Raw genomic sequence first — 15715 nt, forward strand, 5'->3', positions numbered from 1 at the left:
CTAAATTTGATACTGAATTTAGCATCAAGGATAACATCATGACGGTTCAACCCATTCTTGCCGATTCCGCAGTCAGCATCAGCGATTTTAAGAAATCGCCCAACGCCGCCCTTAAAGAGGCACAAGGGCAGCCGGTCGCCGTCCTGACCAACGGTAAGATTTCGGGATATTACGTCTCACCGGAAACCTGGGAGGCTATCGCGGAGTACCTGGAAGATATCGAACTCGCTGAAATCGTTCGTTCACGGATGAACGGCAAACGCATTAAGGTCAATTTGGATGACTTATAAGCTTGAATTCGAAGAACATGCGCTGAAGGAATTTAAAAAACTGTCCCCGGTGATCCGGGAACAGTTCAAAAAAAAGCTGGTATCGGTATTGGTTAATCCCCACGTCCCCGCCAACAAACTCGCCGGTTTGCCCGATTGCTACAAAATCAAACTCAGAGCATCAGGCTTTCGTTTGGTGTATCGCGTCATGGAAACGGAGATCGTGGTTCTGGTCCTGTCTGTGGGCAAACGCGAACGTTCAGCGGCTTATACGGCTGCCAAAAAGCGCATTTAACGCCGCACCAACAGCGTCAGCACTTCGTAGTGCGCGGTATGCGGGAACATGTCGAACAGCTGCACCCGTTCGATGTGGTACCCCGGCAACATCTCGATATCTTTCGCCATGCTCTCGGCGTTGCAGCTGGAATAGAGAATATAGTCCGGCGCCATCCGGCTCAAATAGTCGCACAGCGCCTGGCCGATGCCGCGCCGCGGCGGGTTGACCAGCACCAGTTGCGGCACCTGGCCTTCGGCGGTGGCGAAACGGGTGGAATCGAGCGCCTGAAAATCTACGTGCAACAACCCTAACCGCTGCGCCGACTGGCGCGCGCAGGCGATCGCTTCCGCGCTGATTTCGATGCCGGTCAGCCGCGTTTGCGGCTGCGCGCAGTGCAGGCCGAAACCGCCGACGCCGCAGAACAGATCCCACATGCTGTCGATACCCAGCGCGCGCACCCAGTCGCGGGCGGTGGCATACAGATCGGCGGCCACCTGCGGGTTGGTCTGGAAGAAGCTTTGCGGGCGGATGAACAGCGGCACCTGATTGAACTGTTCCTCGAGCGCCTGCTGTTCGGTCAGCGCAATCTCGCGCTCCCCTTCCATGATCGCCATGTGCACCGGCTGAATATTGGCGGAGATCACCTTGAGCTGCGGCAACTGCTGCTGCAGCCACGGCAGCGCGGCGCGCAGCTGCGCCAGCTTGGTTTCCGAGCGCAGCACGAAGCGCAGCATCACGCCGCCGTCGAGCGTGCTTTCGGTCAGCAGCAGGTACTTCAGCTCGCCGCGTTTGCGCGCCACGTTGTATGGCGTCAGGCCCGCGCGGGCGATAAAGCTTTTCAGCACCGCGAACATCGGCGCAAAACCGGCAGGGTACAGCGGGCAGTCGCTCAGATCGGCCGGTGTGCCGTCGCGGTGCAGCATGCCGAGCAGCGGGCGCTCCACGCTGCCGCTGACCACCATCTTGGCTTTATTGCGAAATGCGCTCAGTTCCCCCGCCACCGGCTGCAGCCACTGCGCGACGTCGCGCCCGGCCAGCAGCGAGTGCAGGTGGTGCTGTTTGTCGGCCAGTTGCTGCGGATAGGGCTTTTCCAGCCACTGACAGGAACGGCAGGTGCCCGCCGTATACAAAGCGCAATGCATGAAGATTACCGTGAAGTTCAGGATGACGAATCAAGGGCGCAGAGTTTACCACTCCGCGCGCCTAAAATCTCACTTGCGCGCGGCGAAGAAGCGGCGGCTGGCGGTGGGAACAAACAGCAACGCCAGGATCACCGCGTCGGGGATCTTTTGCAGGATCAGAACGTGCAGGATTTGGCCGCTGGTTTCCCCTTCCACGGTGAACACCTCGGGAAAGACGCTGCCGATGGTGGCCAACAGCAGGTAAAGCACCACGATGCACTGGCAGGCTACATACCCCCAGCGCCCCCAGTTGCGGCCGCGCATCACGGCAAAACCGCAGCTGATTTGCAGGCACAGCAGCAGCAGGCCGGCCAGAAAGATAAAGGTAGAATCCCACGCCTGCGCGCTGGTGTTGACGAACTCCTGCGCGCCGTCGACGCCCAGCTCGCCCAGCAGCAGCACCACGCTGATACACTTGATCGCGACCATGGCGGTACCCGCCACCATCACCGGCACCGGCGCATCCGAAGTCGATCCCATTCCCTGCCCGCTTTTCAGCATGTCTGACATATCCGTATTCCGCTACGACGCGCCACCTATACAGGTGGCGCATGTAAAGTCAGGTAGTTAGTTGCAATACTTATTGATTGCAAAAATAGCAGGTTTGTTACGATTCAGCTACGGGCCGCCCGCTGCAATTCGCGCGATCGTTGTTTTTCCGAGCGCGCCATAAACCACCAGGCGATCAGGCCGAGAATGCCCACCACCAGCAGGATCAGGCTGGCCAACGCGTTAATTTCCGGATTCACCCCCATGCGCACGCTGGAGAACACCAGCATCGGCAGCGTGGTGGCGCCCGGGCCGGAGACGAAGCTGGCGATCACCAGGTCGTCCAGCGACAGGGTGAACGCCAGCATCCAGCCGGAGATCAGCGCCGGCGCGATCATCGGCAAGGTGATGACGAAGAACACCTTCAGCGGCGGCGCCCCCAGATCCATCGCCGCCTCTTCAATTGAGCGATCCACCTCGCGCAGGCGCGAGCTGATCACCACCGCCACGTAAGCGGTACAGAAGGTGACATGCGCCAGCCAGATGGTGAACATGCCGCGCTCCGACGGCCAGCCGAAGGCGTGCCCCATCGCCACGAACAGCAGCAGCAGCGACAGGCCGGTGATCACGTCCGGCATCACCAGCGGCGCAGTCAGCATAAACGCGAAGCCGGTCGAACCGCGAAAGCGGCCGAAGCGCACCATCACCACGGCGGCGATGGCCCCCAGTACCACCGCGGCGGTGGCGGAGGCGGCGGCGATGGTCAGGCTGAGCCCCACCGCGCTGATCATCGCCGAGTCGTGGAACAGTTCGGTATACCAGCGCGTGGACCAGCCGGCCCACACCGTCACCAGCTTGGAGCTGTTGAAGGAGTAGATCACCAGCATCAGCATCGGCGCATACAGGAAGGTAAAGCCAATCGTCAGGATGGCGATGCGCCACGGTGAACGCACTACCGGCAAGTTGTTCATGCCTGCCCCCCCATTTCCTTGTTCTGGTGTTTGTGGAACCACAAAATTGGCACGATCAACAGCAGCAGCATGATGGTGGCGACCGCCGAGGCCACCGGCCAGTCGCGGTTATTGAAGAACTCCTGCCACAGCACGCGGCCGATCATGATGCTGTCCGGCCCACCGAGCAGTTCCGGGATCACGAACTCCCCCACCGCCGGGATGAACACCAGCATCGAACCGGCGATGATGCCGCCGCGCGTCAGCGGCACGATCACGCTGAAGAAGGTTTTCAGCGGCCGGGCACCCAGATCCAGCGACGCCTCCACCAGCGAGTAATCCAGCCGGATCAGCGCCGTGTAGATCGGCAGCACCATAAACGGCAGATAGGAATAAACGATGCCGATATACACCGCCAGGTTGGTGTGCAGGATCACCAGCGGCTGATCGATGACACCCAGCCACATCAGGAAGTTATTAAGAATGCCATTGTTTTTCAGAATGCCCATCCAGGCATAGACGCGGATCAGGAACGAGGTCCAGGAAGGCAGGATCACCAGCAGCAGCAGAATGTTGCGGGTTGACGCCTTGCTGTGAGCCACCGCCCAGGCCAGCGGATAACCGATGATCAGGCAGCACAGCGTCGAGACCGCCGCCACGCGCAGCGACTGCAGGTAGGCGTCGATATACAGCGGATCGTCGGTCAGCTGCAGGTAGTTGGCGAAGTTGAGCGCGATGTTCAGCTTGCCGTCCACCCAGCTCATCAGCTCGGTGTAAGGCGGCACCGCCAGCGCCAGCTCCGCCAGGCTGATCTTGAACACGATCAGGAACGGCAGCATGAACAGCAGCGTCAGCCATAAATACGGCAGCGCGATCACCAGCTTGCGGCCGTGAGCCATCAGCAGGCGGTGGAACAGCGCCTTGAGGGTGCCGGGCGTTTTGGCCGGCGGTTCCGGCGTGCGTTCAGAAAGCAGGGTCATACGGGTTACTCCTCACCGGCTCCACTACACCGTCAACACTACGCAGCTGTCGGTTTCCCAGCACAGACGCACTTCATCGCCCCAGGTCGGCATCCCCTTGCGGAAACGGTGGCCGTTTTGCAGCTGGGCGCTGATAATCTGCCCGCTGTGCAGCTTCACGTGATAAATGGACAGATCGCCCAGGTAGGAAATATGCGCCACTTCTCCCACCGCGAAGTTGCAGCCGTCTTCCGGCACCACCTGTTCGCACAGCAGGATCTTTTCCGGCCGCAGCGCCACCTGGATCGGCACGCCGTCCACCACCGAGGCGTCCGGATCGACTTTGATCGCATGGCGCAACCCTGGGCTTTGCAGGATCAGCGCATCGTCGTGGCGCTCTTGCAATACGCAGTCGAAGACGTTGACCGAGCCGATAAATTCGGCGCTGAAGCGGCTGTTCGGATGTTCGTAGATCTCTTCCGGCTCGCCGATCTGCACGAACTTGCCGCGGTTCATGATGGCGATGCGCCCCGCCATGGTCATCGCCTCTTCCTGATCGTGCGTCACCATCACGCAGGTGACGCCGACGCGCTCGAGAATGTCGGTCACTTCCAACTGCATGCGATCGCGCAGTTTCTTGTCCAGCGCGCCCATCGGCTCATCCAGCAGCAGCAGCTTGGGCCGCTTGGCCAGGCTGCGCGCCAGCGCCACCCGCTGCCGCTGGCCGCCGGAAAGCTGGTGCGGCTTGCGTTTGGCGTACTCTTGCATGTGCACCAGCGCCAGCATTTCCGCCACCCGTTCGGCGATCGCCGCCCGTGGCATTTTGTCCTGTTTCAGGCCGAAGGCGATGTTCTGCTCCACCGTCATGTGCGGGAACAGCGCGTAGGACTGAAACATCATGTTGATCGGCCGCTGGTACGGCGGCACGTGCGACATATCCTGCCCATCGAGCACGATCTGCCCTTCCGAGGGCTGCTCGAAACCGGCCAGCATGCGCAGCAAGGTGGACTTACCGCAGCCGGACGGGCCGAGCAGCGCAAAGATCTCGCCCTTGTAGATGGTAAGGCTGACGTCTTCGACCGCGTTCTGCCCGTCGAAGGTTTTGGTGAGGTTACGGATTTCCAGCAGAGGGGTGAAAACCTTCTGCGACTTGGCTTGAGGACGAGGGATGGCGTCGTTCAATCGGGGTGCTCTCCGGCGTAAAGCGGCACAAAACCACGGCGAGCGCCGTGGCCCAAAACGGCAATGCAGGCGGGGAGCGCCCGCCTGCCGGTTTACCGACGATCGGGGGATATCCCCCCATCATCACTTCCCGCTTTTAACTTTAGTCCATGCGCGGGTAATGACACGGTCCAGCTTCGGCGACTGTACGTTAAGCGTGAACAGCTTGGCGCGCAGATCGGCCGGCGGATAGACGTTCGGGTTATTGCGCACCTCAGCGTTCACCAACGGCGTGGAGTCCTTCACCGCATTGGCGTAATAGACATAGTTGCTGATGCCGGCCATCACGTCAGGTTTCATCAGGAAGTTCAGGAACTGGTAGGCGGCGTCTTTGTTCTTGGCGTCCGCCGGCATGGCGAACATGTCAAAGTAGGTCAGCGCCCCTTCTTTCGGGATCGCGTAGGCCACGTTCACGCCGTTCTTCGCCTCTTTGGCGCGATTGGCCGCCTGCATCACGTCGCCGGACCAGCCGATCGCCACGCAGATATCACCGTTCGCCAGATCGTTGATGTATTGAGACGAGTGGAAGTAACGAATGTTCGGCCGCAGCTTCAGCAGCAGATCGTTAGCCGCGCCGGTATAGTCCGCCGCGTTGGTGCTGTTGGGATCTTTGCCCAGGTAGTGCAGCACGGTGGCGTAGACCTCGCTCGGCGCATCGAGGAAGGAGACGCCGCAGCTTTTCAGCTTCTCGAGGTTTTCCGGCTTGAGGATCAGATCCCAGCTGTCGACCGGCGCGTCTTTGCCCAATGCCGCCTTCACCTTGTCGACATTGTAGCCGATGCCGGTGGTCACCATCAGGTAAGGGATGCCGTATTTGTTGTCCTTGTCATTGTGCGCCACCAGCTTCAGCATCTCGGGATCGAGATTCTTGTAGTTGGGCATTTTGCTCTTGTCGAGCGGCTCGAAGATGCCAGCCTGCGACTGGCGCTCGAGGAAGTTGGATGAAGGAACCACCAGATCATAACCGGTGCTGCCCGCCATCAGTTTGCCTTCCAACACTTCGTTGGAGTCAAAGACGTCGTACACCACCTTGATGCCGGTTTCTTTCTGGAATTTGGCCAGGGTATCCGGCGCGATATAGTCGGACCAGTTATACACGTGCAGCGTTTTCTCTTCGGCTGACGCCGTGACGGACGCGGCCATCAACAGGCCGGCAACCACACCCGATAACCACTTTTTACGTTGGGTGACCATCCGTAACTTCCTCCAAAACAGGGTGAATCATAGAATTGAACTTGTATCTGCAGCGATACAAAACCTTTCCTGATCGAGCGCAATCGTTGCAACCGCGAACTGAATGGCTATGCATATGATTGCATGCGCCTTTTTTCACTGCCCTGCTCGCGTGGCCACAAGGGAAATCGCAAGCCCTTTGCAGAATCAGCAGCATAGCCGCTGCCATCGCAACCCGCCAGCCCCCAGGGTAAAAAACGCCTTTTATCGATTTTTTATGCAGTTTTTCTCTATGTGATACGCCATTAACGGCACAAAAGGCGAGAAAGATCGGGCGGCAAAGGCCAAAGTGCAGAATATTTTATTGCGGAGGGGAATAACGGCAGCATGCCGCCGGAGCGACGGCATGCTTAAGGTACGGCGAGGATCAGTGCAGCATCGGCTGACGCACGGCGCCAGCGGGGATCTCTTCTTCATCACCCATAAACAGCAGATCGTTCGCCCGCGCCTCGAGGATCACCATCGAGACCTGCTCTTCGCCCTGCTGCATGAAGTGGGTGAACTGCTCGTAGGTGATGCCGACCGCCACGCTCAACGACTGGCAGACGATCAGCTTCGGCAGGTTGTCGTCCTGAATGTCGACGAACGCCTTGATGGTCAGCGAACTGGCGTTGATCTGGCTCAGGTCCGCCACCAACGGGATCAGCGCGGTCGGCTTCACCTCGGCCAGCGCGGAAAACAGAATGACGTTGTCCACCAGATCTATCTTGGCGTCGAACACGCCGTCGAAGTTCTGCATGTGCGGCAGGTGCAGCGCCTGGCAGGAATCGCACTCAAAGAAAGAGATGCCCGACTGATCCAGCCAGCGCCGCAACAGCGCCAAATCGGGGACAATGAGTGAATCCATAATAACCAGCCTCACAATATTCAATACGCGAAAAGGCGCATAGCTTACGGAATATTCACCCGATACGCCACGATCAATGCGGCTTAATTCACTAATTCAGATATTGCACGGCGGGAAAAGCGCGCCGCCCGCCCGTCAACCGCCGGATTTCAGGCGAAAGCCTGGCCGGCCGCGCTGCTCGATGTATTCGATCATCATGCCGGCGATGTCCAGCCCGGTGGTGGTTTCCACCCCTTCCAGCCCCGGCGACGCGTTGACCTCCATCACCAGCGGGCCGCGCTCGGCGCGCAGGATATCCACCCCGGCGACGTCCAGCCCCAGCGTGCTGGCCGCTTTCACCGCGATCGCCCGCTCCCTGGCGGTGATGGTCACCTTGCGGGCGGTGCCGCCGCGGTGCAGGTTGGAGCGAAACTCGCCGGGCTTGGCCTGCCGTTCGATGGCGGCCACCACCCGGCCGCCGACCACCAAACAGCGCACGTCGCGCCCCTGCGCTTCACGCACGTATTCCTGCACCAGGATGTGGGCGTTCAGCCCGCGAAAGGCGTCGATCACGCTTTCCGCCGCCTGGCGGGTTTCCGCCAGCACCACGCCGATGCCCTGCGTGCCTTCCACCAGCTTGACCACCAACGGCGCGCCGCCGACCAGTTCGATCAGGTCGCCGGTATCGTCCGGCGAATGGGCAAAGCCGGTAATCGGCAGATCGATGCCCTGCCGCGCCAGCAGCTGCAGCGAACGCAGCTTGTCGCGGGCGCGGGTAATGGCCACGGATTCGTTTAGCGGGTAGCTGCCGAGCAGCTCGAACTGGCGCAGCACCGCCGTGCCATAAAAGGTGATGGCGGAGCCGATGCGCGGGATCACCGCATCGTAACGCTCCAGTTGGCGGCCGCGATAATGAATGGTCGGCGCCGCCGGATTGATGTTCATGTAGCAGGAGAGCGGATCGATGATATCGATGCTGTGCCCGCGATCTTCCGCCGCTTCACGCAGCCGCTTGCATGAGTAGAGCGTTCCGTCGCGAGAAAGAATGGCAATTTTCACTCGTCACCCCAAAGGCCAACGCCTGCCCGGCAGGCGGGTTAGCGGCCGCGGCGCTCAGGCGCGCGGATCGCTGTCCTGATTATCTTTCGATTGCGGTTTGCGGCGATCGTTTTCCGGCGGCAACCCGCCGCGCATCAGCGGCCCAAAGCCCTGCACCACGCGCCACACCAGAAACGCCGCCGCCGGCACCATCAGCGCCACGCCGAGGAAAATCATGCCGACCGCCGCCTGCTGCGAAGCCAGCCAGCCCGGCAGCTGCAGGTGCCCGTGAATGCTGAGGTAGGCCAGCACCAGCATCACGATGCCCAGCCCTTCCAACACCAGCACCGGGCGCGGTAAGTCACCGAATGAACGCATATTTTTCTTCTCCAGAAGGTCTGCCTCCAGTGTAGTGAATTCCCGTCGGCGGCGACAGCCCCGGCCGACTAATTGGTTACATGAATCAAACTAACAGGTAATTCCTGCTTTTTTTTCGCCGTCTCAACGGGCATAGTAGGCGCCATCTGACGCAGGTAATGACTTTTTCGGTGACGGGATGTCGTTGCGGTAGCGAACAATTTATTGAAAATCCAATTAAGGAGCGTTGCATGTTTGCAGTAATCTTCGGGCGTCCTGGCTGTCCTTATTGTGTCCGCGCTAAAGAACTGGCGGAAAAACTGACTGAAGAACGCGACGATTTCAACTTCCGTTACGTTGACATCCACGCGGAAGGCATCACCAAGGCCGATCTGGAAAAAACCGTCGGCAAACCGGTCGAAACCGTGCCGCAGATCTTCCTGGATGAGAAGCACATCGGCGGTTGCACCGATTTCGAAGCTTACGCCAAAGAACACCTGAACCTGTTCCAGTAAGTTTTTGAACGACAAAGACAAAAAAGGCGCTTAACGCGCCTTTTTTTATTGCCGCTGCCGCCGGTGCAGCTGCTGCAGCGTCTGCAACAGGCCGAGGGCGAACAGCATCAGCATCGCGCCGAACACGCACCAGAACACCGCGCTGGTGGCGTAAGCCAGCTCCTGCCAGAACGAAGAGGACGGCGTCAGCCAGAAGTGGCGGATCAACAGGCACAGCGGCAGCGCATACAGCGCGCCGAGCAGCGGGCAAAGCAGCCGCTTGCGGCTCGACAGATAGCTGGCGATCGCACCGGGGATCACAAACAGCAGCAGGCCGGTTTCGCCGTGGTGCTCATGATCCGTGCTGCCGAACAGGCCGGTTTGCTGGCCGAGAAACACCAGGCTGAACAACAGAAAACAGCTGAGAATGCCCAGCCAATATCTATAACTCGTCATGCGAATTCTCCCCCGCCCAATTACCGCATCAATAGAAATCGGCCCGCTCACCCGCGCGGTGACGCTGAACCGAATTTTTTCCTTGGTCAAAAGAGAGTTAAATGCGCACGGCGGCGCAGGAAATCAGCTTTCTGTGCTGGCTGTCATCGGTCATAGCGTCTAGAATGAACGCCGCCGAACGATGGTTCGCTTTGCCTTCCGCTGGTGGTGATTTATAACGTCGTTTTAAGGCTGAATCTATCTCTTATAGTTATCTATATCAAGCACTTACTGGTAAACAATAAGTTATCCTCCGTGAACATAAACGTCGCTAGTTTGTTAAACGGTAACTACATTCTGTTACTGTTCGTGGTACTCGCACTGGGGCTGTGCCTCGGTAAACTCCGTCTGGGCTCCGTCCAACTCGGTAATTCCATTGGCGTTTTGGTGGTTTCGCTGCTGCTCGGCCAGCAACACTTCGCCATTAACACCGAGGCGCTGAATCTCGGCTTCATGCTGTTTATTTTCTGCGTCGGCGTGGAAGCCGGACCCAACTTTTTCTCGATTTTCTTCCGCGACGGCAAAAACTACCTGATGCTGGCGCTGGTGATGGTCGGCTCGGCGATGGTTATCGCCATCGGTCTCGGCAAACTGTTCCACTGGGACATCGGCCTGACCGCCGGCATGCTGGCCGGCTCGATGACCTCGACGCCGGTGCTGGTGGGCGCCGGCGACACGCTGCGCAACACCATCGTCAACGGCCCGGCGCTGCTGGCGGCGCAGGATCATCTGAGCCTTGGCTACGCCCTCACCTACCTGATCGGTCTGGTCAGCCTGATCTTCGGCGCGCGCTACCTGCCGAAGCTGCAGCACCAGGACCTGTCCACCTCTGCCCAGCAGATCGCCCGCGAACGCGGCCTGGACACCGACAGCCAGCGCAAGGTCTACCTGCCGGTGATCCGCGCCTACCGCGTCGGCCCCGAACTGGTGGCCTGGGCCGACGGCAAGAACCTGCGCGAACTGGGCATCTACCGCCAGACCGGCTGTTACATCGAACGCATCCGCCGCAACGGCATTCTGGCCAACCCGGACGGTGACGCGGTGCTGCAGGTGGGCGACGAGATCTCGCTGGTCGGCTACCCGGACGCCCACGCGCGGCTGGACCCGAGCTTCCGCAACGGCAAGGAAGTGTTCGATCGCGATCTGCTCGACATGCGCATCGTCACCGAAGAGATCGTGGTGAAGAACAGCAACGCGGTGAACAAGCGCCTGAGCCAACTGAAGCTGACCGACCACGGCTGCTTCCTCAACCGCGTGATCCGCAGCCAGATCGAAATGCCGATCGACGACAGCATCGTGCTCAACAAAGGCGACGTGCTGCAGGTGAGCGGCGACGCGCGCCGGGTGAAGAGCGTGGCGGAGAAGATTGGCTTTATCTCCATCCACAGCCAGGTGACCGACCTGCTGGCATTCTGCGCCTTCTTCATCATCGGCCTGCTAATCGGCCAGATCACCATTCAGTTCAGTAACTTCTCGTTCGGCATCGGCAACGCCGCCGGCCTGCTGATGTCCGGCATCATGCTCGGCTTCCTGCGCGCCAACCACCCGACCTTCGGCTACATTCCGCAGGGCGCGCTGAACATGGTGAAAGAATTCGGCCTGATGGTGTTTATGGCGGGCGTGGGCCTGAGCGCCGGCGCCGGCATCGGCCACAGCCTGGGCGCGGTCGGCGGCCAGATGCTGATCGCCGGGCTGATCGTCAGCCTGGTGCCGGTGATTATCTGCTTCCTGTTCGGCGCCTACGTGCTGCGCATGAACCGCGCCCTGCTGTTTGGTGCGATTATGGGCGCCCGTACCTGCGCGCCGGCAATGGAGATCATCAGCGACACCGCACGCAGCAATATCCCGGCGCTGGGCTATGCCGGCACCTACGCCATCGCTAACGTGCTGTTAACGCTGGCGGGTTCACTTATCGTGGTGCTATGGCCAGGGATACTCGGCTGATCGATTAGCGGGAGAGATGGATCGGCGATAAAAATATTTTGATTTTTTTGTCGCCGGCCAGAACTTTCGTTGGGGGCCGCAGTCTGAATTAGTGCCACTGCTTTTCTTTGATGTCCCCATTTTGTGGAGCCCGATAATCCCGCCTTTTAGGTTCAAGATTATCGGGTTTTTTGTTGCCTTAAAAAAGCCGTCTGTTGCCCGTTATCGCTTTGTACGAAGCCAGTTCATAGCCAAACTCGCCAGAAAATCGGTGACCGAGGCCGCAGCCGCAACAGCGAATAATTTTCCCTCTCGTCACCCCCAAAAAGGCGAATAACGCCGCAAAAAAAGGTCCACCACGCCTGATTCAGCCGCCTCGGCCGTTTGTCGGCCGACAAGACAAATTTAATTAACGTCACAAGAAAGAATTTGAGCCAGTTAATGATTAACGCCTGCACAACACTCACGAAGCGTTCGGTTTCCCTAAAGTGACGTTCTTTAAACCCCAGGCTGGCGCAGCAACGCCTGTTTAGAACCGCTGTTTGATAGGTTCATCACTGTTCAGATTGCCGTTGGCCTGCGCTTCCCCGCAGGTGGTGGGGCCAAAGGCCACCACTTTGCCGTCGCTGTTTCTGAAGCCGACGTAGAACGGCGTCACGGTGCCGTTCGGCAAGCGGTGGTGGTAGTCGTGGCATACGCCCTGGCCGTTCAGCGTCGGCAGGGTGGCGATCGGCGCGCCGAAATCCCGGCTTATCGAACGCTTGTCGGCGCCGACGTGAAAAGCGTCGGCGATCTTTTGATCGCGCAGCAGGCTGAAGGTATCGCAGCCGGTTAACAACAGGCTCACCGCCACAACGGCACTCCCTAACCCTTTAATCATTTTTCACTCCCTCTATATATATTGAGCCTGGCGGCAATCACGCTGTGTTGCCGGGTAAACGTCGGCGAGCGCCCAAGGGCGTGCCTGCTCGCAAGAGCATTAAAAAAGAGAAGCCATGCAAATTAATGATTCAACGAATGAGATAACTGCCCCATCGCCCTGGAAAGAACCGAATGGAGACGCGTTACAGTTTGCGGATCACATTGCCAATCAGGCATTTCACCGCGTTGATTTGCGCCGTCAGCCCCGGCTTATCGGCGGGAAACACGCCGTCCAGCGCCGCGGTACCGACGGTGAAACCAACCGCATTGCCCGTCACCACGGCGGCGATGCGATCTTCCCGGTCGATAGACCCGGCGATATAAACCGGTTTGTCGACCGCATCGCACACCCGCCGAATCAACGTCGGCACGTCGCCGGCAAAGCGGTAGGCCAGCAGATCCAGCCCTGTCACGCCCGGTAAAGCAGCGCGCTGGCGGGCGCTGGCGACAATATCGTCAATGTCACCTTCCAGCACGCTGGGGTGGCCGCTGATGCGGCCGGCGAACGGATAGTAGCGCAGGCCAGACTGACGAATGATCGGCAGCACGCTTTCCGGGCGCGTTCCCCCCATCAATACATCAACGCCCAATCCCAGCGCCGCGCGCGCCGAATTCATCTCGCTTTCCTCATCCAGGCTGACCACTTCCAGGTACGCGGTGGCGCCGCCGGCGTGGATCGCCTGCGCCAACTGTTTGAGTTGATCCAGCGGCAGGCCGATATCCTTAAAGCCGATATGCTTCACGCCGGCAGCCAGCACTTCTGGCAGCCGCGCTTGCGCATCGGGCACCGTGCTGTCGTTGCGCGTCAGCATGAAAATAAACTCGGGTGTGTGCATGGTGTTTCCTTATTGTCTTCAGGTGATATGAGTTATTGGGCGCGCAGCATTTTTTCCGCCTGCCGGAAGGCGTACAGCAGGCTGGCGTGTTCCGCCCGTCCGCTGCCCGCAATATCGAACGCCGTACCGTGGTCGACCGAGGTGCGGATAAACGGCAGGCCAACGGTGACGTTAACGCCGTGATCCACCCCGAGATATTTCACCGGGATCAGGCCCTGGTCGTGATATTGGGCGACCACAATGTCGAACTCCCCGCGCCGGGCGCGCATAAAAACGGTATCGCCGGGCCAGGGGCCGCTGACGTCCAACCCCTGTTCCCGCGCCAGGGTGATGGCGGGCACGATGACGTCAAGATCTTCGCGGCCGAACAGGCCGTTCTCCCCGGCGTGCGGATTCAGGCCGGCCACCGCAATGCGCGGTTTCGCTATGCCCAACGCCCGGCAGGCCGTTTGCGCCAGATGAAACGCGCGCAGCTCGTTTTCCACGGTCGCCGCGTCGATGGCGTCCCGCAGCGAAACGTGAATGGAAACCAGGATCACCCGCAGCTCGTCATTGGCCAGCATCATGGCGAAGTCCTGGGTGCCCGATCGCGCCGCCAGGATCTCGGTGTGCCCCGGATAATCGATCCCCGCCAGGCGCATCGCTTCCTTGTTCAGCGGCGCAGTGACGATGCCGGCGATGCGCCCCGCCAGCGCCAGATCAATGGCGGCAACCACCCAGGCATAAGACGCCGCCCCCGCGCGCTGATCGAGCCTGCCGAGGGGCAAGTCCGCCGGCAGCACAACGCCGGCGGAATAGACGGCGGTCTCCCCCCGCCGCCAGGCTTCGTCCCATCCCGCCAGCGAGGCGGGCAGTTCGCGGATAGGCAGCGTCAGCCCCAGACTGGCCGCCGCGCGCGCCAGTGCGCCGGCATCGCCAATCACCACATAAGGCATGCTCAACCGCTCTGTGGCCGCCAGTTTAGCGATGATCTCCGGCCCGATGCCGGCGGGATCGCCCATCGTTATCGCCAGCGGCAAGGTGGAAAGGGTCATTGTTCTTCTCCTTCTCGGTCAGCGCGCAACCGGGTTACGCAGTTCAACAACGTACCGGCCCGGCCAAAACCGCCCGCCTTGGTGGCGAACGGCAGCCTGCGGCCCGGCAGATTCAACAAACCGAAAGGCACGCCGGGTTCCACCTCACCGAACAGCGTCAATGAGCCGGCCGCCATAGCGTCGACGATGCGCCGCGCGGTATCGCCGCCGGTCGCCACCAGCCCGTCGAAGGCTGGCGTGCAACGGCTGACGACCGCGCCCAGCACAGCGGCATGGTCCGCAGCACCCGCTCGCGCCCGGGGCGACATCAGGCAAACCACATCGGCACGCGCAAACGCCGCTCGCACCTCTTGCGCTACCGCCTCGGGATCGGCCGCTTCAGGCAGCGTAACCAGCACCGCGCCCGCCTGCCGCAGGCTTGCCAGCTGGGCGTCATTCGCCGGATGCAAGCTGCCAATCGCCACCAGCACTTTGCTGGCTCTCAGCGGCGGTTGAGCGGGCGCCGCGTTCTCCTCAGGGGGCAACGCACGCGACAGCGCCGCCGCCAGGCCCGGCGATCCCACCCACACCACCGGTTCAGCAATGCCGATCCGCCTCACGACCTCATCCAACTCGCCGTTGTCTGCGGCGTCGAATACCTGAAAACGCGTCGGCTCCAGCCCCGCCATGCGCTCCATGACGTAGCCGGTGACGATCGGGTTCTTCGGATCGCATGCAAAGGCGGTCTGCTCCAGCGCGACGCCGTCGACGTATTGTCGGCCGCCCACCGTGGTGCGGCCGGCATCCGGGAAGGCCGGCGCAACGATGGCGAGACGGCGCCCGCTGCCCGTCAGCGCCCCGCGCGTTTCCGGCCCCAGATTGCCGCGCAACGTGGAATCGATCGTTTTGTATATGAGGCGCGCCGGTTTCACACTGGCGGCGGCATGGCGAAAACGCCGCTCCGCCTGCTCCGGCGAAACGAAGCGGGAATCTAAATCGAAGGCGACGATCTCCGCGCCCTGCAACGCAGTATCGGGCAGGCGCAGCATGACGCAGGCGCTCAGTCCGCGCGCGGCGAACGGGGCCGCGCCGTCGAGCGCGCTGGTAAGATCATCGGCGAGAATGGCAATCATCGCAGTTACCCGTAAGTGGAAAGTGATGCACACTTTGGCGGATTTGGCTGGCAATAAAAAACGATTTGCGTAGTATCGATGATTGACAAAAACTCAATCA

Annotated in this window: 18 protein-coding genes; 4 read left to right on the top strand and 14 right to left on the bottom strand. The window is 60.5% G+C overall.

Features of this window, described 5'->3' with window-relative positions; genetic code table 11:
* The first annotated feature begins 38 nt into the window (after positions 1-38).
* Positions 39-290, top strand: coding sequence for a type II toxin-antitoxin system Phd/YefM family antitoxin (locus ACJ8HN_RS09570; protein WP_004928423.1), 252 nt, complete (start codon positions 39-41; stop codon positions 288-290).
* On the top strand, positions 280-564 hold the full coding sequence (locus tag ACJ8HN_RS09575) for a type II toxin-antitoxin system RelE family toxin (protein ID WP_442523312.1): 285 nt from the start codon (positions 280-282) through the stop codon (positions 562-564). Before ACJ8HN_RS09570 ends, ACJ8HN_RS09575 begins: the two co-directional genes overlap by 11 nt.
* On the opposite strand, the gene rlmC is transcribed toward ACJ8HN_RS09575, so the two are convergent.
* From rlmC to ACJ8HN_RS09620, 9 genes are all read right to left on the bottom strand, one after another.
* Positions 561-1688: a 23S rRNA (uracil(747)-C(5))-methyltransferase RlmC gene (rlmC, locus tag ACJ8HN_RS09580; RefSeq protein WP_060419788.1), complete on the bottom strand. Its 1128-nt coding sequence runs from the start codon at positions 1686-1688 to the stop codon at positions 561-563. The genes ACJ8HN_RS09575 and rlmC overlap by 4 nt on opposite strands.
* A 69-nt stretch (positions 1689-1757) precedes the next feature.
* Positions 1758-2237: a YbjO family protein gene (locus tag ACJ8HN_RS09585; RefSeq protein ID WP_048321404.1), complete on the bottom strand. Its 480-nt coding sequence runs from the start codon at positions 2235-2237 to the stop codon at positions 1758-1760.
* Positions 2238-2341: 104 nt separating this feature from the next.
* Entirely contained in the window at positions 2342-3187 is an 846-nt protein-coding gene (gene potI / locus ACJ8HN_RS09590) for a putrescine ABC transporter permease PotI (protein ID WP_016928360.1), read from the bottom strand.
* Complete coding sequence (gene potH, locus ACJ8HN_RS09595) at positions 3184-4146, bottom strand: putrescine ABC transporter permease PotH (RefSeq protein WP_033646669.1); 963 nt, start codon at positions 4144-4146, stop codon at positions 3184-3186. The genes potI and potH overlap by 4 nt, the downstream gene beginning before the upstream one ends.
* A 24-nt stretch (positions 4147-4170) precedes the next feature.
* Entirely contained in the window at positions 4171-5307 is a 1137-nt protein-coding gene (gene potG / locus ACJ8HN_RS09600) for a putrescine ABC transporter ATP-binding subunit PotG (protein WP_442523313.1), read from the bottom strand.
* Positions 5308-5430: 123 nt separating this feature from the next.
* The gene (gene potF / locus ACJ8HN_RS09605) at positions 5431-6540 is read right to left on the bottom strand and encodes a spermidine/putrescine ABC transporter substrate-binding protein PotF (RefSeq protein WP_033637811.1); all 1110 of its coding nucleotides are present in this window, start codon (positions 6538-6540) and stop codon (positions 5431-5433) included.
* 406 nt (positions 6541-6946) lie between these two features.
* Positions 6947-7426 carry a YbjN domain-containing protein gene (locus tag ACJ8HN_RS09610; RefSeq protein ID WP_004938666.1) on the bottom strand — a complete coding sequence of 160 codons (480 nt, stop codon included), beginning with the start codon at positions 7424-7426 and terminating at the stop codon, positions 6947-6949.
* Between the two features lie 135 nt (positions 7427-7561).
* Positions 7562-8464: a 30S ribosomal protein S6--L-glutamate ligase gene (gene rimK, locus ACJ8HN_RS09615; RefSeq protein ID WP_033637810.1), complete on the bottom strand. Its 903-nt coding sequence runs from the start codon at positions 8462-8464 to the stop codon at positions 7562-7564.
* A 54-nt stretch (positions 8465-8518) separates the two neighbouring features.
* Entirely contained in the window at positions 8519-8821 is a 303-nt protein-coding gene (locus ACJ8HN_RS09620; RefSeq protein WP_033646672.1) for a YbjC family protein, read from the bottom strand.
* A 230-nt stretch (positions 8822-9051) separates the two neighbouring features.
* Here ACJ8HN_RS09620 and ACJ8HN_RS09625 point away from each other — a divergent pair, with 230 nt between their 5' ends.
* Positions 9052-9315, top strand: coding sequence for a GrxA family glutaredoxin (locus ACJ8HN_RS09625; protein ID WP_004938676.1), 264 nt, complete (start codon positions 9052-9054; stop codon positions 9313-9315).
* A gap of 45 nt (positions 9316-9360) precedes the next feature.
* On the opposite strand, the gene ACJ8HN_RS09630 is transcribed toward ACJ8HN_RS09625, so the two are convergent.
* On the bottom strand, positions 9361-9750 hold the full coding sequence (locus ACJ8HN_RS09630; protein WP_033637808.1) for an inner membrane protein YbjM: 390 nt from the start codon (positions 9748-9750) through the stop codon (positions 9361-9363).
* Positions 9751-10044: 294 nt separating this feature from the next.
* Between ACJ8HN_RS09630 and ACJ8HN_RS09635 the strand changes: the two genes are divergently transcribed.
* A complete protein-coding gene (locus ACJ8HN_RS09635; RefSeq protein WP_004938680.1) occupies positions 10045-11733 on the top strand; it encodes an aspartate:alanine antiporter in 1689 nt (562 codons plus the stop codon).
* A gap of 508 nt (positions 11734-12241) precedes the next feature.
* Here the strand turns inward: ACJ8HN_RS09635 and ACJ8HN_RS09640 are convergent.
* From ACJ8HN_RS09640 to ACJ8HN_RS09655, 4 genes are all read right to left on the bottom strand, one after another.
* Positions 12242-12592 carry a hypothetical protein gene (locus tag ACJ8HN_RS09640; protein WP_146224395.1) on the bottom strand — a complete coding sequence of 117 codons (351 nt, stop codon included), beginning with the start codon at positions 12590-12592 and terminating at the stop codon, positions 12242-12244.
* Positions 12593-12776: 184 nt separating this feature from the next.
* The gene (locus ACJ8HN_RS09645; protein ID WP_442523314.1) at positions 12777-13469 is read right to left on the bottom strand and encodes a hypothetical protein; all 693 of its coding nucleotides are present in this window, start codon (positions 13467-13469) and stop codon (positions 12777-12779) included.
* A 32-nt stretch (positions 13470-13501) separates the two neighbouring features.
* Positions 13502-14503 carry a 4-hydroxythreonine-4-phosphate dehydrogenase PdxA gene (gene pdxA, locus ACJ8HN_RS09650; RefSeq protein ID WP_442523315.1) on the bottom strand — a complete coding sequence of 334 codons (1002 nt, stop codon included), beginning with the start codon at positions 14501-14503 and terminating at the stop codon, positions 13502-13504.
* On the bottom strand, positions 14500-15669 hold the full coding sequence (locus ACJ8HN_RS09655) for a four-carbon acid sugar kinase family protein (RefSeq protein ID WP_442523317.1): 1170 nt from the start codon (positions 15667-15669) through the stop codon (positions 14500-14502). The genes pdxA and ACJ8HN_RS09655 overlap by 4 nt, the downstream gene beginning before the upstream one ends.
* Between the last annotated feature and the right edge of the window lie 46 nt (positions 15670-15715).

It is taken from the genome of Serratia sp. CY29653, from assembly GCF_052169255.1.
Taxonomy (GTDB): domain Bacteria; phylum Pseudomonadota; class Gammaproteobacteria; order Enterobacterales; family Enterobacteriaceae; genus Serratia; species Serratia sarumanii.